Origin of the sequence: Ruegeria sp. HKCCD4315 (assembly GCF_013112245.1) — a bacterium.
Taxonomy (GTDB): Bacteria; Pseudomonadota; Alphaproteobacteria; order Rhodobacterales; family Rhodobacteraceae; genus Ruegeria.
In genome coordinates this window covers 1498385-1519179 of record NZ_WVRN01000001.1, presented here as the reverse complement: position 1 = coordinate 1519179, position 20795 = coordinate 1498385, and the positions used below count along the sequence as shown (strand labels likewise).

Below are 20795 nucleotides of genomic sequence, written 5' to 3'. Positions count from 1 at the left end.
CAACAACCGGGCTGAGATCACTTATGCGCGACACGGGCGCGTCTTGAACCTGCTACACAATATCTGTGGGCGAGTTAAAGAGAATGTAAAGCCCAACGCAGACCATGATGTAAGGAGCGATCCGATCCAGACGTGCGACACGAGGGCCGAGGCTTTTGGCGCGGGGCGCCCCCCATGTCGCAACAGCGATCAGACCGGCGGCGGCCGCTACCGCACCAACCAGTGCTGCCACGCGATAGGAGGGCGCGGAGTCCGCAAGCAAAGGGGTCATAACCGCAAAACTGTCGATCGAGAGACTCAGGAAAAGCGTGACGACCGAGGTTACGGCACCTTTCGGTTCTGCCTCTTCCACTTCCTCTTCCCGAAATTGCTTCCAAATACCACGCAAGCCAAATGCCAATGGTACGATGCCCAGATACCCAATCCAGAAGGGCACACCGCTTTGGTTCAACCCCAACGCCACGGTCAAAGCCAGAGTCAGAACAAGTGTCTGTGCGACCGCAAAACCTAAAATGGCGCGGCGTTGCTCCATAACCAATATCAGGCCAAGCAAGACAGCCAGATTGTCGAGATTGGTGGACACCATCGCAATCCCGGCAGACACCGCGAACAGCGCATGATCAAGCATTGTGGACCTGCATTCTTTCCAATACAGCCCGTGCTGCCCGCAGACCGGGGGCTTCGCCACCTCGGCCCAATCGGTCCATGGTCAGGCTCATGGCAAGCTGCTGCGCATCCGGGGCGTTGATCACATTGTGCAAGGCGTGAGCGATCTTTTCGGGTCGGCAGTCATCCAGCAGACATTCAGGCACCGCGCGCGTATCTGACACCAGATTGACCAGCGTTACGGTGTCCAGTTTGACCATCCGTTCAGCCATCTTCTGTGTCAGCCAGTTAAGCTTGTAGGCAATGACCATCGGCGTGTTCTGCGCAGCAAGCTCAAGTGACACAGTCCCTGACGCCGCAAGCGCCAAACTGGCCGCGCCAAACGCGGAGCGCTTGTTGGCCAGTGCTTGATCCGTACCTTCGTGGCGTGGGTCCAGCACAACCGGGTCTCCGGGCCAGTCCGTGACCAAGTCTTTCACGAGGTCCGTTGTCGCACCAACTGTCGGGATCACCACGCGGTAGCCCGGATGGTCCTTGGCAAACAGCCGCAATGCGCCAGCAAAGGACTCCGCAAGCCGTTCGATCTCTCCCCGACGTGATCCGGGCAAAGCCAGAAGGATCGGCGCGTCTCCCAGATCAAAACGACTCCGAAATGCGGCGATCTCGTCCCGAGTGGCAACCGGTTCACTGGCCACCGGATGGCCGACAAAGTCGCACTCCATCCCTGCCCGTTCCATATACGGCGGCTCAAACGGCAGCAGCGCCAGCACATGGTCTATAACCTTGGCCATCTTGTCGGCCCGCCCCGGTCGCCAGGCCCACACACTTGGGGCGACGTAGTGAACCGTGCGGGTGTTGCTTGCGGCCTTTACGATCTTGGCCACACGCAGGCTGAAATCCGGGCTGTCGATGGTGATCAACACATCTGGGTTCGTGTCCAGAACGGCCTGCGCAGTCTCGGAGATCCTACGCTTGAGATGAAAGAACTTCGGCAGAACTTCGACAAGCCCCATGACCGACAGTTCAGACATAGGGAACTGGCTTGTGAGGCCCTGTGCCTCCATCAACGGGCCACCGACCCCGTCAAATTCCACATTTGGGACCAGAGTTTTCAAGCCTTCCATCAACGCGCCACCCAGCCGGTCGCCCGAAGGTTCTCCGGCGACCAGAAAGACGCGCATCAGGCTGCCCGCTCGCGGATGAAAAGGAACAGACCCAGTCGGTTACATTCTGCAATGACCTGCTCTTGCCTCAGGACAAGCACGCCGCCTTTTTCCAATACGATCCCGGTCAACCCGGCCGCGACCGCGTCTGTGACGGTATCGGGTCCGATGGCAGGCAGATCGGCGCGCCGGTCTTGATCGGGTTTGGGCCCTTTGAACAGTATGCCTCCACCCGCGTCTGGTCGTTGGGTCAAAGACTTCAGCATCCAGGCAGTGCCGAATATCCCTTCTATCGCAAGCGCCTGACCTTTAGAGACCGCACATGCCTGTCCGGTATCGGCAGCCCCCATTGCGCGCAGAATACCAGCCGCACGGTCGGCGTCGGCCATGTCAGCCTCGGAGGGTTGCGTATCCGTCAGACAGCCCAAAGGCGGAAGCAAACCGGGCGCAATGTCATGTGCGGCGCGCATTTGCAGCCCAGCATCCTCAAGGATTCCGATGACCGCACGCAACGCGCCGTCATCGCCGGACATGATCGCCTTTTGGATCACCGGAACCAACGGCAGGGTCGCAGCGTCAATGCGGCTTGGGTTGATGGGCGGGCGTTGAACTGCACCAGCCAGACAAACTTGCGTCACGCCCCGCACCTTGAGATCGGCAATGAAGCTGCCCAGCTGCTCCAGCGGGAATTCTATATCCACGGTCAGATCGTCAGGTGGAAACCCTTCCAGTGCGCAGATCAAAGGTCGGTCTGCGAGCTGAGCCACAACTTCGGTTGGCAATGCCCCTGTTCCCGCAATCAACGCCAGCATGGGTTTATTTCCCTGGTGTCAGGAATGAGCGATCACTGTGGCCGGTGACAAAATCAACGATCCGTTGCACGTAATCACTTTCATTGCCTTCGCCGATCCGGCTGGCGCGGTCCATGAAGGTTCCATCGCCCTCGGACAGTTCCTTGAAGGCCGCGCGCAGCGCCGAGATATCCTCGCGCGAAACACCCTTGCGTTTCAGACCTACAAGGTTCAAGCCGTCCAGCTCACCACGTGAGGCCTGCACCAGACCGTAGGGAATAACGTCTTTGGGCACCATGGTCAGCGCCCCGATGATCGCGCCACGCCCGACGCGCACCCATTGATGCAATCCCGAGATGCCGCCGACGATCACATCGTCTTCCACGATACAGTGACCGGCTGCTCCTGCATGATTGACCATGATGACCCGGTTGCCGATCTGCACGTCGTGCGCCACGTGAACGCCCGCCATAAACAAGCAATCGTCGCCAATCCGCGTCACACCGCCGCCACCGTCGGTACCGGTGTTGATCGTCACATGTTCCCGGATCCGGTTACGTTGACCAATTTCCAGACGGGTGTTTTCGCCACCAAACTTCAGGTCCTGAGGAATTTCACCAATCACCGAGAAATTGAAGATAATAGTATCTTCACCAATCGAAGTGTCACCGGTCACGACCACATGGGATTTCAGTTCAACCCGATCCGCAAGTTTGACCTGCGCACCCACATAGCAAAATGGACCGATCGAGCAGTCCTGCCCGATCTGCGCGCCCTCTTCGATAATTGCGCTGGGATGGATTCCGCTCATGTCGTTTTTTCCATGTCCCAATCTACATAGGCCGAAAATTCGGCCTCGGCCGCCACTTCGCCCTCAACAGTGGCCCGGCCGCTGAACTTGAACAGCTTGCCGCCTTTTTTGCCGCGCACGGTTTCAACATGCATCTCGAGAACGTCACCGGGCACAACCTTGCGACGGAACTTGCACTTGTCGATGCTCATGAAATAGATCAGCAGCTCGGTGTCGATGACGTCCATGCCAACACCCAGCATTACACCTGCGGTCTGGGCCATGGCCTCAACAATTGTGACGCCCGGCATGATCGGTGTGCCTGGGAAATGCCCCTGAAAGTGCGGCTCGTTCATGGTCACGTTCTTGATGCCGCGCGCCGACTGATAGCCCGAGATGTCCACGACCTTGTCGACCAGCAAAAACGGATAGCGGTGCGGCAAGATCCTTTGGATCAGCTGAATGTCGGCGCTTTTGGTTTCCGTGGTCATTGATCAGGTATCCCGTTTTGGATGTTTCTTTTGCGCGTGGTTAACAATACCGCATTCCAAGAGCAAGCAACCCTATTCGCCATTGCCTTCTTGCAGCGTGCTGCCATCACCGATTGCGGCGTCGATGCGAGCGATCGCGGCCTCGGTAATGTCTGTCGTACTAACCACGACATTCGACCGTTCGATCATCACACTGGCACCGAACTCGCGCAGCAGATCAACAAGAATTGGGCGCACAATTTCAAAAAAAGTCTGTTGCGCTTCTTCGCTGCGCCGCGCCAATGCGTCCAGTTTGGCGCGCTGGCCTTCTCGATGGGACTGAACCTTGGTGTCGAAAGCCTCGGCCAACGGGCGGAATTCCTCGGCAGGCAAGTTCGCACGCTGTTCCGTAAGTTCTTTTTCTTCCTGGCTCAGCTCGACCACAATCCGTTCGTTTTCTTCTGCCAACAAGGCGCTTTCAGCCTCAATCTCTCGTAGAACGCGCTGCCCGAAAGCCGAGTCGGCAAAAAGTTCTTCGCTGGAAAGCGTAACGACGCTGGCCTGCGGCACGCCAAGTTGTTGTGCGTCCAATGCAAGCGGCATCACAAGGGCCGAAAACACACACAGGGCCCGTAATGGGCCCCGTGCTATCGTCATGAGTATATTCAGCATTTGGGATCAGAACCGAGCCTGAATGGTAAAGTCAAAGTTCTGTTCCTTGTCGAAGGACTCTTTCTTGAGAGGCTGAGAGAAGTTGAACTGCAGCGGCCCAAACGGCGTGTCCCACAGAACCGAAATGCCGATCACATGGCGGATTGATCCGCTCGCACCCACAATAGTTGCGCCTGCCGTGTTCACATCGTCGATGTTATAGAGGTTGCCGACGTCATAGAACAAACCACCGCGCAAACCAAGTTCTTCTGGCAAGCCAAGCGGGAAGTCGGTTTCGAACCGGGCAACCCAGTAGTAGTTGCCGCCGATGGCATCGTCCTGACCGTTGGACAAGTCACGTGGGCCAATACCAGCGGGCTCAAAGCCACGGAAGGTGTTCGGGCCCAATACAAAACGGTCGACAGTACGGCTGAAGTCGTTGCCTCTCCAATGCAGCGCGCCCAATTCCATGGTCGCCCGCAGCACGACTTCTTCGTTCCAAACACGGGTTTGTGCGATACCGCGCGCTGTGGTTTTGAAGTACTTGTTGTCTCCCCCAAGACCGGCCGCATCAACGCCAACCTCGAACAGAACACCGGAATTCGGATCCAGACCACCGAGTCGGCTGTCATACACGTAAGATACACCCAACGAGCTAGAGGTTCTTTTGCCTTGCGCAATTTCGGACGAAATGACAGCGCCGTTGGTTTCGTTGTCCTGTTGGGTCATTTCGCTGCGATCCCAACCATAGCGCAAGCGCAGCGACGACAACTCGCCGATGGCGTAGGTCAGCTGCGGCGTGAAGAACAGCGAGCTTGTGTCATAGCTGGCAAAACCAGAGTTCGTTCCCGACAGCCCCAACCCCAAGTCAAAACGCAACTTGCGTCCAAGCAGGTAGGGTTCTGTAAAGCTGATCGCATACTGCTCGGAGTCCTGCGCGGTCGAAATGGTCAGACCCAAGTTTTGACCACGTCCCAAAAAGTTGGATTCGTTCAGGCCGATTGCGATACCGAAACCGTCTGTGACCGAGTAGCTACCACCGAGGCTGAGCGAGCCTGTGGGTTGTTCCTCAACATCCACATCTAGGATCACCTGACTGGGCGAAGACCCTTCGCGCGGCTCGACATCTGCGGTGGCGAAGAAGCCCAGAGCATTGATCCGCTCGGCCGCCTGACGAATTTCGCGCGGGTTGAACGGGTCGCCTTCTACAGTGTCGAACTGACGTCGAATGACACGGTCCAGCGTGGTGGTGTTGCCTTCAATGTCGATCCGCTCAACAAAGATGCGCGGACCTTTTGTCAGAACGAATTCCACATCCAGTGTCAGGTCGCGATCATTGCGCGTGATGCGAGGTTCGACCCGCAAGAAGTCCACACCCTGTTTGACGCCCAGACGTTCCTGACGCGCAATCGAGTTTTCAATCAGCGATGGCGTATAAGTCACGCCCGGCTTGATCTTCAGTGCATCCTGATATTCAGCCGCATTCACGCCGGGGATTTCACTTACTGTTGTGATCTTGCCAAACGAGAATTTCTGCCCTTCAGTGACGTTCATCACCAAGAAGAAGGCGTCGCGTTCACGGGTGAATTCCACATTGGCGCTGTTTACGCGGAAATCGACATAGCCGCGCGACAGGTAGAAATCGCGAATGACCTGTTTGTCGAATTCGATGCGGTCGCCGATAAATGTATCATTGCGGAAGAAGGTCCGCAGGAACGTCGCCTGCTTGGTTTCGAGAACACGGCGCAACCGGCGATCCGAGAAGGCGCGGTTGCCAACAAAGCTGACGCGTTCAACTTCGATGGTGGTGCCTTCCGATACTTCGAAAACCAGATCGACGCGGTTGTCACTGCGGCGGATGATCCGCGGGATGACTGTTGCCGCGACCCGGCCTTGCGCAGAATAAATTTCGGCGATCAGGTCAGCGTCTGCTTCCGCCGCCTGAGGGGTAAAGACCCGGCGCGGTTCAGACTCGATGGCGTCCAGCAAAACATCGTCTTTGACGCGTGCGTTTCCTTCAATGCTGATCTGGTTGATCGTAGGATATTCCTGAACTTCGATCACCAGAGTCGTGCCACGCGGGGTCAGCTCGACTGTTTCAAATACACCACTGTCAAGCAAACGCTGATAGGCATCATTGATCTGACCAGCGCTGACTGTTTGCCCAGGTTCGATTCCGGTTCGGGCGATGATCGTACCCGTTTCAATCCGGCGATTGCCTTCCACCTGAAACGAATTGATCGTGAAGTTCTGCGCCTGCGCTGCATTCGGAAAAGCCACCAAACACGCCGCAACAAAAAGGAAAAGAACCGTTAGCGCCTGCCACAAAATATTGTTTGTCGGCATTTGCCCCCCGCAGGATGTGCCCGCGTCTCGCCTGTCAGTCATTTTGTGCTCTACCCAGAATTTTAAGACTTTAATGCTGAGTAACGAGATTAAATGAGCTTGTCAAAAGGCGAAATAGAAGCATTCCAGTGCGACGCCGCACAGCAAGCTTTCTGCATTTCGGTGAGAATCAGAATCCGGCCAGATAAACCCCGGCCAGATACATTGCGCCAGTCAACGCCAGCGCTGTCATGGCAAAGCTCAACAATACGTCACGGTTCAGCATGAAAAGAAAGCTGAACCCCTGGTACGATTTTTTAAGCGCTTTGGTCATGGCGATACCCTTTCAACGCAAAAAGTATAGCCATGAATTGAGGCAGGAATGCGGCCTAAACTTGCACCAACCGCCACATTTAGCAGAACAGATCGTTGCTGACCGAGAACAGCATGAGCGTAAGGATGATAGTGATCCCCAGCCCCATAAGAATCCTCAGCGCGCCATCACTGGGTGGTTTTCCGGCGACCGCTTCATACGCGTAGAATACCAGATGACCGCCATCCAAGGCCGGGATCGGGAACAGGTTCAACAAACCGACAGCCGTCGACAAAACCGCGATAAAGAAGATGAAGTTCTGCGCCCCTTGGCTGGCCATTGCACCAGAGGTTTCAGCAATCCCGATTGGCCCGGAAATGTTACAGGTGCTGATCGCTCCCGTAATCATGTGCCACATGCCGGACAGAGACCCTTCGATGATACGGCCGGTCTGAACGACGCCGCCACGCAGTGAATCCACAAAACCGGCGGGCTCGGTGGCGGGCTCCAACATCATGCCGCCGATGATCCCGATCCGCCAATGTGTGACAAACCCGCCTTCCGGCTTTGGTTCATCCGTACGGCGTGGGGCAAGCGCGAACTCAAGATCCGAGCCGTCCCGCCATACATTCAATAGCAAAACGCGCCCATCCGAACTTTCGACAAAATCCTTCAGCTGATCAAAAGCAAAGATCGGTTCGCCATTTACGGCGGTGATCACATCACCTTGCTCTAACTGAATGTCCATAGCCGCACTGCGCGGGGCAACCTGACGGATCAGCGGTGGGAACATCCAGGGGGCCTGAACGTCCAGTGTCTGTCCATCGCGAATGACCGTGTAATCCAGAACCGGTTGCACCGGCAACGCGTCGATGAAATCCTGCCAGGCGCCTTCTTCATCGTAGTCCGGCGTCGGAATACCAGCGATTGCGGTGATCACATCACCTTCCTGCAGTTCCTGTACCGTTCCCGGCAAAGGCTGTAGGGAGGCCACGGTCAAGGGTTCGCGCGACACGCCCTGAGACCAGAAGATCATGCCGAAAACCAAAATGGACATGGCAAAGTTGAACGCCGGTCCAGCCGCCACGGTGGCAGCCCGCGCCCACAGAGGGGCTCCGTGCATGGTGCGCCGCAACTCTTCCGGGCTTTGGGTGGCGATTTCACCCATCGCCTCTTCATCCTTGCCAGACGCAGCATTGGCGTCACCCAGGAATTTCACATATCCGCCAAATGGGAGCAGCGCGATCTGCCAGCGCGTGCCTCGTTTGTCGACGCGGCTCCACAGGACCGGACCGAACCCGATCGAGAACACTTCGGCATGGATGCCCGACCACCGGCCCACGATATAGTGGCCGTATTCATGCACGGCCACGATGACCGACAAGGCGATGACGAAGGCAACAATCGTCCAAAGAAGATTGCCAAATTGAGGGATCAGCGAAAGTACGTCCAAAATTCTATCCTGCTCGTTCCACCACGGTGTCATCGACCCATTGACGTGCCAAATGGTCCGTTTTCTGCACGTTATCAAGGGTCATCTCGGCATCAATAAGGCCGTCTGATGCGTCAAATCTGTCGAGAACGGCAGCAACCGCATCGGCCATATCCGTAAATGAGATATGGCGTGCAATGAAATGATCCAGCGCCCGTTCTTTTGCAGCATTGAAAACCGAGCCCGCCAAACCACCGCGATCCATGACATCCCAAGCCAGTTTCAGTGCAGGATACCGCGTCAGGTCCGGCGACTTGAAGTTCAGTTGGCCCAGTTTCGTAAGATCAAGCCGTTCCACAGGAAGGTTGCGGCGCTCGGGCCAATGCAAGGCATAGCCAATGGCGTGGCGCATGTCGGGTGCGCCCAAATGGGCAATCACCGCCCCATCCCGGTATCCAACCATCGCATGCACGATGGATTCCGGATGAACTACAACTTCGATCTGCGTCGGGGAGACCGAAAAGTATTCTTTGGTTTCTATGACTTCCAGCGCCTTGTTGAACATTGACGCGCTGTCGATTGTAATGCGTTGGCCCATGTCCCAATTCGGGTGGCTAGACGCTTGTTCAACCGTTGCATTGGCCAGGTCTTCCAGCGGCCAGTCCCGAAAGGCTCCGCCGCTTGCCGTAATGATCACGCGCTCGACCGCATCGATGTCTTCGCCGACCAGCGCCTGAAACACGGCCGAGTGCTCGCTATCGACGGGCAGCAACCGCGCGTCGTGGGCCTTGGCTGTTTCCAGAACCAGTGCCCCAGCGCAAACCAGCGTTTCCTTATTGGCTAGCGCCAGCGTCGCCCCTTGTTTGAGCACTTCAATCCCCGGCGCAAGGCCCGCTGAACCTACAATGGCCGACATAACCCAGTCCGCCGGGCGCGCCGCGGCCTCGGCAATAGCACGCGATCCAGCCGCCACTTCCACGCCGCTACCTGCAAGTGCACTGCGCAGGTCGTCCAACTTATCTTCATGCGCTGTCACGGCCAGATTGGCCCCAAGGCGGCGCGCATCGTCGGCCAATTGCTGGATATTCGCACCACCGGTTAGAGCCACAACGTCGTAGTCGTCTGGCGCGCGGGCGATCAGATCAATTGTATTTTGCCCAATCGATCCTGTGGCCCCCAAAACAGTTACTTTGCGCATTACATACCACCTGGCGCGTAAAACAACCCTGCGATCAGAACAAATAAAGCAGCGCCCATCATGCCGTCGAAGCGATCCAGAAAGCCACCGTGGCCCGGGATCAGATTTGAACTGTCTTTGACGCCAAACTTACGTTTGACCGCGCTTTCGATAATATCACCGATCTGACTTGCCATTGAAGCCAGCACCGAAACAACGACAAAGGCGAATCCGAAACCGGCATGGGTTGCAAAGGCGATCCCTACACAGGCCGCTGCAGCCCATCCACCTGCGGTTCCCGACCACGTTTTCTTCGGGCTGACCCTGGGCCAGAACTTGGGACCGCCGATTGTTTTGCCGACGAAGTAACCAGCGACATCCGTGGCCACGACCACGGCGATCAACCACACCATCCAGCCAAAGCCGAAATTTTCGCGGATCGAGATAAAACCCAACCCGGCCCCGACGATCCAAACTGCAAACAGCCCGTACAGAATTTTCGACCGGCTCATCTGCCCCATACCCACCAATGCAGGCGCGACAACAACAGGCAATGTGTACAGCGGTGGCACATGATAACTGAGCAGAACCGCAGCGCTTGTCAGGATGCCCAACTGAATTCCCGTGCTCTGGCTGTTCGGCTCAATCATCCGAACCAGTTCCCAGGTCATTAGACCACAGGCCACCGCGATAAAAATCTCGAACCAGATGCCGCCCAGCCACACCTCGACCGCGCCAATCAGGACCAGTACCGCAGCAGAAAGAACCCGTGCTGTCAGGTCAGACCATCGGCCTTCGCTCATGCCAGCACCGCTCCGAACCGACGCTCTCTGGACCCGTAGTTGCGGCACAAGGCTTCCAATTCGGCTGCTGTGAAATCCGGCCAAAGCGTATCAATGAATTCGTATTCCGAATACGCCGACTGCCACAAAAGAAAATTAGAGATTCGTGCTTCGCCACTGGTCCGAATAACAAGATCCGGATCCGGAAGAACGCGCGTATCCAGATACTTAGGCAGCGTTTCTTCATCCACCTCTTCAGGCTTTAAACGCCCTTCGGCAACATCACGCGCCAGCCGTTTAGTAGCGCGTGCCACCTCATCCCGACCACCGTAATTCAACGCTACGGTCAAATGAACAAGGTCGTTGTCCTTCGTTTCCTGTTCCAGAGAATCCATCAGCTCGGTCAGTTTTGAATCCAGACGGACCCGATCACCGATGAACCGCACGCGAATTCCATTGTCGGCGAGAGTTCGGGTTTCCTTGATGATGTATCGACGGAACAGGCTCATCAGGCCCGCGACTTCAACCTGTGTTCGTTTCCAGTTCTCGGTCGAAAACGCAAACACTGTGAGATATTTGATCCCCAATCCCGGGCAGGCCTCTACCACCTCGCGGACACGCCGTGCACCTGCGTGATGACCAAACAGTCTGGGACGGCCACGCGCCTGTGCCCAACGACCATTGCCATCCATAATGATAGCGACGTGGCGCGGGCCGGAAACCGGATCGGTTTGGGGATCTTTGGGCATCAAACCAGCTCAGACCTGCATGATTTCAGATTGCTTGGTCTCAAGTGCGGCGTCGACGGCCTTGATCATTTCATCGGTCAGATCCTGAACTTCGCTTTCCCAAAGTTTCTGGTCATCTTCCGACATCCCATCGGCCTTGGCCTTCTTGATCTGGTCCATACCGTCGCGGCGCACGTTACGGATCGAAACCCGAGCACTTTCCGCATATTGCCCCGCAACCTTGCCAAGCTCGCGCCGACGTTCTTCGTTGAGTTCCGGGATCGGCAACATGATGATTGTGCCGTTCAGCTGAGGGTTGATACCAAGCCCGCTTTCGCGAATGGCCTTTTCCACCTTACCAACCAGTGACTTATCCCACACATTTACAGTCACCATCCGCGGTTCCGGCACGTTCACCGTCCCCACCTGGTTGATCGGAGTCAGCGAGCCATAGGCGTCAACCATGACAGGCTCGAGCATAGATGCCGAAGCCCGACCCGTACGCAGCGAGGCAAATTCAGTTTTCAGATTGGCCATGGCGCCATCCATGCGGCGCTTGAGATCATCGGTGTCCAGTTCGAAGTCGTCAGACATGCTGCTCACTCCCCGTTTTCAGGTACTCTTTGGATGGGTCTTACGCCATCACAATTGGGATGTATAGCAATCATGGTCGGGAATTGTATCAATGGCCAGAGGTGTTGCGACCATTTTGTACCAACTCCGATCCGATCCTCGGCCAGGCGCGCCCGCCCGAGGATGCAGTACGCGTCAACTTCAGGCGTTCACATCAACAACAACGCGACCTTTGACCTGACCCTTCAGAATATCCGCACCAAGCTGTGGTAGATCTGACAAAGCGGCTGGCTGAACCATCGCCTCCAGCTTGTCCATCGGCAGATCGGTCGCGATCCGCTGCCACGCGCGCAGTCGGTTGTCGTAAGGCTGCATCACGCTGTCGATGCCCAACAGGTTCACGCCCCGCAACAGGAATGGAATCACAGTCGCAGGCAGGGCCGCGCCTCCGGCCAAACCGACGGCAGCAACCGAGCAGCCGTATTTCATCTGCCCCAGAACACGCGCCAACATATCTCCGCCCACCGCGTCTACACAGCCAGCCCAGGTTTCACTTTCCAACGGGCGCTTGGTGGTTTCATTCAACTCTTCGCGGGGCACAATCGTTGTCGCGCCAAGCGATTTCAAATAGTCACCGGTTTCGGGGCGCCCGGTCACAGCCGCCACCTCATACCCCAGATTGCCCAGAATGGCTGTGGCCACCGACCCAACACCACCTGCAGCGCCGGTCACCAAAACCGGTCCCCGATCCGGGGTCAGCCCATGATCTTCCAACGCCATCACCGCAAGCATGGCCGTAAACCCAGCCGTACCCACAGCCATGGCCTGACGTGCGTCCAGCCCGTCGGGCAGCGGAACCAGCCAGTCCGCCCGCGCATTGGCTTTCTGAGAATAGCCGCCCCAATGCGCCTCGCCCACACGCCAACCGGTCAGAACAACCTTGTCGCCGGGTTTGTATCGCTCATCTGACGAGGCTTCGACCGTACCGGCGTAATCGATACCCGGCACATGCGGATATGCCCGCACCAGCCCACCCCCTTTGGGTGACAGGCACAGACCGTCCTTATAATTCACGGTTGAAAACTCCACCGCCACAGTCACCTCACCATGTGGAAGATCATCCAATGAAAGCTGCTTGACCGATGCACTCGCCAAGCCGCTCTCTTCGTCCTTGTCCATCACCAACGCATTGAACATTCTCAAATCCTTTCGTGTTTCCTTGACCAGACCAGTCCTTCACCTGGCCCAAAATACCTCGGGGGAGTCGCGCAGCGACGGAGGCAGCGCCCCCAACCCTTGTGTTAAACCCAGAAATGCGACTGCACAGTTGCGCGCCGCATCCCGCCCGGCACCTCGATATCCAGTTCCGTTCCCGCATCCCAATGGCTCAACCGCACCATTCCAATAGCCACATTGGTCTTGAAATCCGGGGACCAGGCCGCCGACGTTACCTGCCCAACCCACTTTCCGTCCGCGTAAAGGCCCCAGGGTCGATCACAACCCGGAACAGGGTCGCCCGCAATCGCGATGGGTCGGATTTGCTGAATCGGCCCCTCTTTCGCCACACGCAGCAACGCGTCGCGCCCAATGCACCCAATTGCGGTGTTGGTGTTGCAGAATTTGCCCAACCCACATTCGTGTGGCGTGTTATCGTCGGTCATGTCATTGCCATAAGACAACAAACCGCCCTCGATCCGCTCGATCAGGTTCGGACAGCCAGCGCGCACCTGAAGATCTTCGCCTGCTGCAAACAACGCGTTCCAAAGGGGCATTCCGATTTCGCTGCCTTCAACATAGATTTCAAACCCGCCCTGTTTGGAGTAGCCCGAACGCGCAATTGCCAGATCGCGCCCCTCAAACTCGAACATATCGAACCTGAAGAATCGGATGTCCCGCACGCGGTCGCCAAACACGCGCGCCATAAGCTCGTCTGCCTTTGGGCCTTGAACCGCAAGCGGAGATACATCCGGCTCGTCAACCAACACATCCAAACGGTATCCAACGGCGATCCCTTTGACCCATAGCAACAGGTCACTGTCAGCAATCGAAATCCACCACCGATCTTCAGACAGTTTCACGGCTACCGGATCATTCAGCATTCCACCGGTCTCATCAACGATCGGCACATAGAAACACTGGCCCGGCAACATCCCCCGCAAATCGCGCGGGGTTAGCATCTGCATCAGCCGAGCAGCATCCGGCCCGCGCAGTTCGACTTGCCGTTCGCAAGCCACATCCCACACCTGTACATGGGTCTTCAAATGCCGATAGTCAGCCTCGACGCTTTCGAAAACAGTAGGCAATAACATACGGTTATATACCGTATATCCAGTGACCCCAGCAGCTTCGACCCCATCCGAGAATGGCGTGCGCCTCAGACGGCGCGAAGGAGATATTTGCGGCATTCAATCCTCCTGCGGCATGAAGACTAGATCGCTGACAGGCGCTTCAGATCCCGCCTCGGTCAACATCTTGTGCACTTGTCCCCGGTGGTGAGTTTGATGATTGAACATATGGATGACGCAGCGCGCATAAGGCAAAGTAATGTCAGCCTCTTTCGCGGCTGAATACCACGTGAACGGACCCGTCAGAGGTTCATCCCCCAAGCTGTCAGCCCAACGGATGATGCGGGCGTCAATCTTTTCTCGCAGGGGCAGCCATGCGGACAGGTCGGGGCACAGATACACGCTTTCGTGAATTCCACCGCCTGTTCGATGAATGTTGCTTTCCGGTCCATCTGCCTTTTCAAAGCGAGACATCCAGATCCAATCCCCCCAGAGCAAATGGTTGGCTGTTCCCAGGATCGACCCGAAAAACGCTCCGCGTTCAAGGACCAGTTCCTCATGAGTCAAAGCTTGCAGAAACTCCGCCAACTGCTTGTTTTGCCAATGATTGTATTGCGCCAACTCACGCGCATATGCACCGGAGATCATTACTTGGGCCCATGCCAGTCAATTGGACAAATCTCGGCCGACTTACCGCCAAAGTCCCAGACACGGCCATAGTCACGTACTTTGGACTTGGTGCCACGGGCGACAATAATATCGGGGCCCATCCAGTATTTCGAGTTCGACACCATAACGGGATGTTCTGGATCTTTACCGCCCAGCATCTCAATCTCGCCCTGTATTTTTCGGCCAATCATGATGCGGCGCTTGGTGCCGTCTCTTTCGATCTGAACGGGCGCGCGCTCGGCCCCGATGATCTCACTGACCAGCATGGTGAACAGCCCGGTGGTTCCGCCCGCCTGCCCGCTGAAGATTTGCAGCAACCCGTTATACGCCTTGCCACTGGCACGTTCGTCTACATAAGCCGCCACTTTCCACTGGCCTTCGCCCATCCGGCCCGGAATATCGACCAACAAACCAACATTCAGCCCCGACAGATCTTCGCCCTCGTAATGCCCGTCATCGATGATGATGCCCATCCAGGCATGACAATGGCCTTCGGTCGGAGGGTGCGCACCCAACGACACCACGCAGGGGCAGAAAACATCGCACGAACAGTTCAGGATCAATTCGCCTTTGATCGACCAATCCGTTGGGCTCATTTCGCGCCGCTTGGGGTTAGGCATCCGGCTGTCGATCCGTTGACTGATAGGTAACCGATCAGCTTCTGGTTTTCTGTTTTTTGCCATTGGCTTAACCTCCGTAACTAATTGGATAGACGAGCAGGACCAGACCACCCGCAATCAGTGCAAACCCCATAGGCCGCGTTATCGCGTGCCCGATTTGTGGGAGTTTTTCCAAAACCATGAACAGTGTCGCGAGACCCATCCACAACAAGCTCATGACACCACCCACGAATCCCAGCACCATGAAACCCCAGCAGCAGCCCACGCAAAACGCGCCCAGGCCCAAACCCATGCGAACACCGCCTGCGAAACCGGTTTTCCAATGGCCCAGAAAATAGGTCATCGGAGCATGGCAAACGCCGTGGCAGACCTCTTTCACGCGGGTGAACTGAAAGGCCCCCACTGCGATCATCAATCCGCCCGCAACCCAGCCAGACTTGGCGATGCCCAGCATATCGACCACACCGCCAAACAGCAAAATCAGTTGAATCCCGGTGATCAGAGCCGCAAATCCGACCCAAACGAGCCAGTACCCCGCCAGAACGCCTAGCCAGCCTGCGCGGCTACCATTTGCACTGCGGATCAGGTCATCATAGCTGCGCAGGGTTGGTACAAGTGTCGGCAGCATCATCGCCGCCATCATGATCGCCCACATTGAAAACAACGGCCCGAACTCGGCCATGGGCATATACATGTCCATGCGCGGATCCATGGCCGCCATGGTCTGTCCCATGGGTCCGGGGCGACCTATCAGATCAAGGTCCATGTCCCGGCTCATCGAGAACATGACCCACCACGCCCACAGGATCAGGACATAAAAGCCCAGCCACATTCCGCTGCGCAGCCACGTACGACTCACTTCGGCCTCCCGACTCAACTCCCTTGCTTTTCAAATGTCAGACTTTTAAATGTCAGACAAATAAAAATTTGCCCAAGGTCCTCTGAACATGAAAACCGCGCCCCAGAAAACCGCTGACCTGTCCGCTCAGATCGCTCAAGCCATTCGGGACGCGATTGTGTCAGGTGAGTTGATCGTGGATGCCCGCTTGCCGTCTGAGGCCGAGTTGTCAGAACAATTTCAGGTGTCGCGTCCAACCGTGCGTGAAGCGTTAAAACGATTGGCGGCGCAATCCCTGATCCGCACACAGCGTGGGGCATCGGGCGGCGCGTTTGTAAATCGGCTGAGTTTTGAGGACGCCTATTCCCAGCAGATCACAACCTCGACCTTGCTGCTGTCGATGAACGCGGTCAGCTTTGATACCGCTTGCGAGGCGCGTTACGCTTTGGAAAGAGCTTGTGCGCCTTTGTCCGCGCAGCGACGCACCGCAGATCAATTGGCCACCATGCGGGCCGAGATATTTCGTCAATCTCAACCGGGTCTGACAGACGAAGCGTTTTGTGCATCTGACGTGACCTTTCACCGTGCCTTGGTGGATGGGGCTGGAAACCCAGTCCTGTCATATCAATTGGCCGGAGCGGTTGAGGCGATGCAGCCGCTGATGAACATGATCACTTTCACCGCGCGGTCTCGTGAAGAAATCATAGCGCTGCACAGCAGAATAGTTGACGCGCTTGAATCGCAGGACGCCGAAACCGTGGACGCCGCGCTGAACGATCTAGAACACTACACCCGCCAATTGGCGCAGGACGTGGCCGAGCGTAAACGCAAACCAGCTTGAGCGCCCAATGCGCGCTTAGGCAACGAAAGGAAGACGAGCAGGCAGAATGTCATCCGGCGCCAAGACCGGAACTCTCAATACGAATTGAAGATCAATGACTTACGGGAGGACGTTATGAACACTAGACCGGACCCAACCTTTTACCCATCCGCCAAGCTCGCGATGGAGGGGCCTACTGAAACGCTTGCTTTCACCTTGATGCTTAGCCCGGATTTTTCGCAACCAGACGGGTTGGCGGTTGTGAATGTCGATCCAACATCCGACGATTTTGGAAAAATTGTTCATCAGGTGATCATGCCTGAGAAGGGCGATGAGTTTCACCATTTCGGATGGAATGCCTGCTCGTCCGCCTTGTCACCGTTGACCGGGCACGCCTTTCTGGAGCGGCGCTATCTGATCATCCCCGGCATTCGATCCAGCCGGATTTACGTCATCGACGTTAAAAACCCACTTGAGGCGAAGATTCACAAGATCATCGAACCCGAAGAAGTCTTTGCCAAGACTGGATATTCCCGCCCACACACAATCCATTGCGGGCCTGAGGGCATCTATGTCAGCACGCTGGGCGGCGGTGGCGCGGACGGCACTGATGGTCCTCCGGGCATCTTCATTATGGATTGTGAGAGCTTTGAGATCATCGGCCGCTATGAGATCGAGCGCGGTGTGCAGGACAAGCATTATGATTTCTGGTGGAACCTCCCGCGCGATTACATGGTCAGTTCTGAATGGGGTCTGCCGCCTCAGTTCGAAAACGGGATAGTGGCCGAAGACTTGCTTTCGAACAAATACGGTCACCGCATCCATTTCTGGAACCTGCGTAACCGGACCAATATCCAGACCATCGATCTTGGTGAAAACCACCAGATGGCACTGGAAATCCGTCCGGCCCATGACCCGGTCAAGCAGTATGGGTTCTGCGGGGTTGTCGTAGACACCACCAACTTGCAAGGTGCGATCTTCACCTGGTGGCGCAATGATGACGGCACATTCGAGGCCAAGAAAACCATCACCATCGATCCGCAACCAGCTGATCCCGATGATCTGCCAGATCTGCTCAAAGGGTTTTCGGCGGTGCCACCGTTGGTCACTGACATCGACCTGAGCCTGGATGACAAATACCTCTACGTCTCGTGCTGGGGCACCGGTGAGATGCATCAATACGATGTGTCGGACCCAATGAACCCCAAGCTGGCTGGTATGGTTGAAATCGGGGGGATCGTTAAGAAAACCAAGCATCCAAATGGCCAGAGTTTTGGTTACGGTCCGCAAATGGTTGAAATCAGCCGTGACGGCAAACGCGTCTATTGGACCAACTCGCTCTATTCCACCTGGGACGATCAATTCTATCCGGGCGAAGGCGGCGCGGCCATGGTCAAGGCCGATGTTGGCGAGAACGGAGGGTTGACGTTGGATCCGAAATTCTGGGTCGAGTTCCCCGACGGCTACCGCAGCCACCAAATCCGGCTGGAGGGCGGAGACTGTTCAACCGACAGCTTCTGCTACCCCTCGGTCTGAGTTGGACGTTTTGATGACATCAACGGCTGGCCTCTGGCTGGCCGTTGTTCTGAGCGGCGCTTATCACGGCCTGAACCCTGGCATGGGCTGGCCGCTGGCGGTCTCTTCCGCGCTGATGGAGCAGCGCCAATCCGCGCTTTGGCAAGCACTGGCAGCTTTGGCGGGCGGGCATTTTGTGGCCATGTTAGGAGTGCTGCTGCCTTTTGCGCTGATGGCGGTTCTGGTCGACTATCAAAAGGAAATCCGAATTGGTGCCGCGCTGCTCGTCATCGCGATGGGGTTGTTCATCGCAATCACCCGTCGTCACCCCCGTTTTTTGTCACGGATTCCCCCCAGCAAACTGGCTCTATGGTCGTTTCTGGTGGCCCTTGCGCATGGGGCCGCCCTGATGCTGGTTCCGATCTATCTGGGGCTGTGTGCCGTAGATGAACTGGACGCCGGCCATCAAGCGATATCCCAGATCATGACAACAAACACCCTGCTGGTTCTGGGCGTCGCCGCGCTTCACACAGCCGCCATGGTTCTGGGCGGAGGTCTGCTGGCTTTTGCCGTCTATCGTTGGCTGGGCCTGCAGGTTCTGTCGCGCAGTTGGTTCAATCTTGAGCTCATCTGGGCGCTAAGTCTGATATTGGTTGGCGGCCTTGGTCTTTGGTCAGCGCTTGGTTGATCTTGTACTTTGATTTGAAACGCGCTTTGTCTGCGGCAAGACAAAAACGGAGTTTCCGAATGCTGGACCAAACCCGCCCGACCGAAATGCTGCGTCAGGGCAGAAGTGATGACTGGCAAGCCGCCACCTCCCACGCCTTTACGCGCGATTTGTCCGACGGCACCCTGCCCGAGGACAAAATGCGCTGGTATCTTCAGCAGGATTATCAGTTCGTGGACGGATTTGTGCGCTTGCTTGCCAGTGCCATCGCGCACGCTCCGACCCTCGCAGACAGCGTACCAGCCGCGCAGTTTCTCGCGCTGATCACAGGCCCCGAGAACACTTATTTCCTGCGCGCGATGGACGCTTTGGGCACAAAACCCAGCACAGAACCCGCCCCCGCCACACGGGCGTTTCAGGACCTGATGGCCGAGGCCGTGGCCTCGGGCCGTTATCATAACATGCTGGCCGTGCTGGTCGTGGCGGAATGGGTCTATCTGAGTTGGGCCAGCCCGGAAAACCCACCCAAAGACGACCTGCCCTTCTGGTTTGCCGAATGGATCACGCTACATGCGGGCGAAGGGTTTGAAAGCGTGGTCGAATATCTGCGTGGACAGCTGGATAAGGTTTGGCCGACGTTGGATGCGGCTGAACAGGCCGAGGTCACGCGATTGTTCCATCGCGCAGTCGAACTGGAACGTGATTTCTTTGACGCCGCCTACGCGGCCTGAACCATAAGGGGGCCGGAATGGTCACAACTCTGAACGTGATTGCTGCGTTGCTGACTATCGGGTTTGGCGCGTTTGGGTTTCTGGCCCCGGCCCACACTGCCTCGGCTCTTGATCTGGCCCCGACCAACAGCACGATGGGCTTGTCAGAGATGCGCGCCTCGGTCGGAGGTCTGTTTGTCGTCACCGGAATCGCCGTTATCTGGCTGAACAATCCGATGGCCTATGTCATGCTGGGCGTCGTCTATTCGGGGGCAGCGTTAGGCCGATTTGTATCGGTCGCGCTGGACAATCCGCCGTTGGCCAAGGCGATGATCTTTGGGGGAATCGAACTGGTTCTGGCCGTTTGGCTGATTGCTGCAAACTTTAATAAAACAACCTAACCAACTGAGACTATTGGGTTGATTGAGGTGCAATCTGAGTTTGCATCTAACCATCACCTCACCTATATATGGAATGTCCTTCGGGACTATGGACATAAACGCGCTCGTAATAAGCGGATCGGACCCGGGGGCGGTACCCGGCGGCTCCACCAACCATCCTTCGTTTGGGGATTTTGGGGCCGAAACAGGATCGACGAACGTCTAAAGGGGTTAGCTTTGTCTCGGCTGTCTGCCACCGTTATCGGCGAAACTAGTACAATTGCAAACGACAATCGTGCTCCGGTTGCAGTTGCTGCGTAAGCAGTAACAAGACCGAAATCTAAGCCCTTGCGCCTAGCCGCGTAAGGCGGGGTTCGCAGGTACCTGGCAACAGAAACCTGCATTATTCCCTGACATGTCTGACCTTATTCCCTTTTTAGGGCACATTCAGAGTTTGTTCATTCCTGCCTGTCATCGTGCCCTCACTTGG

At 56.6% G+C, this 20795-nt stretch carries 23 protein-coding genes and 1 other RNA gene; 6 read left to right on the top strand and 18 right to left on the bottom strand.

All coding sequences use genetic code 11. From position 1 onward, the window contains the following. Nucleotides 1–52 precede the first annotated feature (52 nt). The 18 genes from GS646_RS07630 to GS646_RS07545 form a co-directional block, all read right to left on the bottom strand. Entirely contained in the window at nucleotides 53–628 is a 576-nt protein-coding gene (locus tag GS646_RS07630) for a hypothetical protein (protein WP_171183290.1), read from the bottom strand. Continuing rightward, entirely contained in the window at nucleotides 621–1787 is a 1167-nt protein-coding gene (gene lpxB, locus GS646_RS07625) for a lipid-A-disaccharide synthase (RefSeq protein ID WP_171647003.1), read from the bottom strand. Before lpxB ends, GS646_RS07630 begins: the two co-directional genes overlap by 8 nt. Continuing rightward, on the bottom strand, nucleotides 1787–2581 hold the full coding sequence (locus GS646_RS07620) for an LpxI family protein (RefSeq protein WP_171647005.1): 795 nt from the start codon (nucleotides 2579–2581) through the stop codon (nucleotides 1787–1789). The genes lpxB and GS646_RS07620 overlap by 1 nt, the downstream gene beginning before the upstream one ends. Nucleotides 2582–2585: 4 nt before the next feature. Continuing rightward, nucleotides 2586–3371 (bottom strand): acyl-ACP--UDP-N-acetylglucosamine O-acyltransferase, encoded by a 786-nt coding sequence (gene lpxA, locus GS646_RS07615; protein WP_171090148.1) that lies wholly within the window; start codon nucleotides 3369–3371, stop codon nucleotides 2586–2588. Next, the gene (gene fabZ / locus GS646_RS07610; RefSeq protein ID WP_050602398.1) at nucleotides 3368–3841 is read right to left on the bottom strand and encodes a 3-hydroxyacyl-ACP dehydratase FabZ; all 474 of its coding nucleotides are present in this window, start codon (nucleotides 3839–3841) and stop codon (nucleotides 3368–3370) included. Before fabZ ends, lpxA begins: the two co-directional genes overlap by 4 nt. A gap of 72 nt (nucleotides 3842–3913) precedes the next feature. Further along, nucleotides 3914–4477: an OmpH family outer membrane protein gene (locus tag GS646_RS07605; RefSeq protein WP_253746400.1), complete on the bottom strand. Its 564-nt coding sequence runs from the start codon at nucleotides 4475–4477 to the stop codon at nucleotides 3914–3916. A gap of 21 nt (nucleotides 4478–4498) precedes the next feature. Next, nucleotides 4499–6859, bottom strand: a complete 2361-nt coding sequence (gene bamA, locus GS646_RS07600) for an outer membrane protein assembly factor BamA (RefSeq protein ID WP_171090152.1) — start codon at nucleotides 6857–6859, stop codon at nucleotides 4499–4501. 127 nt (nucleotides 6860–6986) lie between these two features. Beyond that, entirely contained in the window at nucleotides 6987–7130 is a 144-nt protein-coding gene (locus tag GS646_RS07595; protein WP_171090153.1) for a hypothetical protein, read from the bottom strand. Between the two features lie 79 nt (nucleotides 7131–7209). After that, on the bottom strand, nucleotides 7210–8562 hold the full coding sequence (gene rseP, locus GS646_RS07590) for an RIP metalloprotease RseP (protein WP_171183299.1): 1353 nt from the start codon (nucleotides 8560–8562) through the stop codon (nucleotides 7210–7212). A 4-nt stretch (nucleotides 8563–8566) separates the two neighbouring features. Continuing rightward, nucleotides 8567–9739: a 1-deoxy-D-xylulose-5-phosphate reductoisomerase gene (gene dxr, locus GS646_RS07585; protein ID WP_171183301.1), complete on the bottom strand. Its 1173-nt coding sequence runs from the start codon at nucleotides 9737–9739 to the stop codon at nucleotides 8567–8569. Continuing rightward, nucleotides 9739–10521: a phosphatidate cytidylyltransferase gene (locus GS646_RS07580; protein WP_171183304.1), complete on the bottom strand. Its 783-nt coding sequence runs from the start codon at nucleotides 10519–10521 to the stop codon at nucleotides 9739–9741. The genes dxr and GS646_RS07580 overlap by 1 nt, the downstream gene beginning before the upstream one ends. Then, on the bottom strand, nucleotides 10518–11249 hold the full coding sequence (locus GS646_RS07575; protein ID WP_171090161.1) for an isoprenyl transferase: 732 nt from the start codon (nucleotides 11247–11249) through the stop codon (nucleotides 10518–10520). The genes GS646_RS07580 and GS646_RS07575 overlap by 4 nt, the downstream gene beginning before the upstream one ends. A gap of 9 nt (nucleotides 11250–11258) precedes the next feature. Then, the gene (gene frr, locus GS646_RS07570; protein ID WP_171183306.1) at nucleotides 11259–11822 is read right to left on the bottom strand and encodes a ribosome recycling factor; all 564 of its coding nucleotides are present in this window, start codon (nucleotides 11820–11822) and stop codon (nucleotides 11259–11261) included. 180 nt (nucleotides 11823–12002) lie between these two features. Continuing rightward, the gene (gene acuI / locus GS646_RS07565; RefSeq protein WP_171183308.1) at nucleotides 12003–12998 is read right to left on the bottom strand and encodes an acryloyl-CoA reductase; all 996 of its coding nucleotides are present in this window, start codon (nucleotides 12996–12998) and stop codon (nucleotides 12003–12005) included. A gap of 104 nt (nucleotides 12999–13102) precedes the next feature. Continuing rightward, on the bottom strand, nucleotides 13103–14206 hold the full coding sequence (locus GS646_RS07560; protein ID WP_171647010.1) for a dimethylsulfoniopropionate demethylase: 1104 nt from the start codon (nucleotides 14204–14206) through the stop codon (nucleotides 13103–13105). After that, on the bottom strand, nucleotides 14207–14734 hold the full coding sequence (locus GS646_RS07555; protein ID WP_171647012.1) for a DinB family protein: 528 nt from the start codon (nucleotides 14732–14734) through the stop codon (nucleotides 14207–14209). It lies immediately after the preceding gene. Continuing rightward, on the bottom strand, nucleotides 14734–15438 hold the full coding sequence (locus tag GS646_RS07550) for a DUF1326 domain-containing protein (RefSeq protein ID WP_171090173.1): 705 nt from the start codon (nucleotides 15436–15438) through the stop codon (nucleotides 14734–14736). The genes GS646_RS07555 and GS646_RS07550 overlap by 1 nt, the downstream gene beginning before the upstream one ends. A 4-nt stretch (nucleotides 15439–15442) precedes the next feature. Then, complete coding sequence (locus GS646_RS07545; protein ID WP_171647057.1) at nucleotides 15443–16207, bottom strand: DUF2182 domain-containing protein; 765 nt, start codon at nucleotides 16205–16207, stop codon at nucleotides 15443–15445. A 115-nt stretch (nucleotides 16208–16322) separates the two neighbouring features. Between GS646_RS07545 and GS646_RS07540 the strand changes: the two genes are divergently transcribed. The 6 genes from GS646_RS07540 to ssrA all read left to right on the top strand — a co-directional run bounded on the left by GS646_RS07540 (nucleotide 16323) and on the right by ssrA (nucleotide 20710). Continuing rightward, nucleotides 16323–17054, top strand: coding sequence for a FadR/GntR family transcriptional regulator (locus GS646_RS07540; protein WP_171647014.1), 732 nt, complete (start codon nucleotides 16323–16325; stop codon nucleotides 17052–17054). A 114-nt stretch (nucleotides 17055–17168) separates the two neighbouring features. Then, the gene (locus tag GS646_RS07535; protein WP_171183315.1) at nucleotides 17169–18569 is read left to right on the top strand and encodes a selenium-binding protein SBP56-related protein; all 1401 of its coding nucleotides are present in this window, start codon (nucleotides 17169–17171) and stop codon (nucleotides 18567–18569) included. A gap of 13 nt (nucleotides 18570–18582) precedes the next feature. Then, nucleotides 18583–19236 (top strand): hypothetical protein, encoded by a 654-nt coding sequence (locus tag GS646_RS07530; protein WP_171183317.1) that lies wholly within the window; start codon nucleotides 18583–18585, stop codon nucleotides 19234–19236. A 59-nt stretch (nucleotides 19237–19295) separates the two neighbouring features. After that, a complete protein-coding gene (locus GS646_RS07525; protein ID WP_171183318.1) occupies nucleotides 19296–19946 on the top strand; it encodes a TenA family protein in 651 nt (216 codons plus the stop codon). 17 nt (nucleotides 19947–19963) lie between these two features. Then, entirely contained in the window at nucleotides 19964–20326 is a 363-nt protein-coding gene (locus tag GS646_RS07520; protein WP_171090183.1) for a DUF4345 family protein, read from the top strand. A gap of 36 nt (nucleotides 20327–20362) precedes the next feature. Beyond that, nucleotides 20363–20710: a transfer-messenger RNA gene (gene ssrA / locus GS646_RS07515) on the top strand. The last annotated feature ends 85 nt before the right edge of the window (nucleotides 20711–20795 follow it).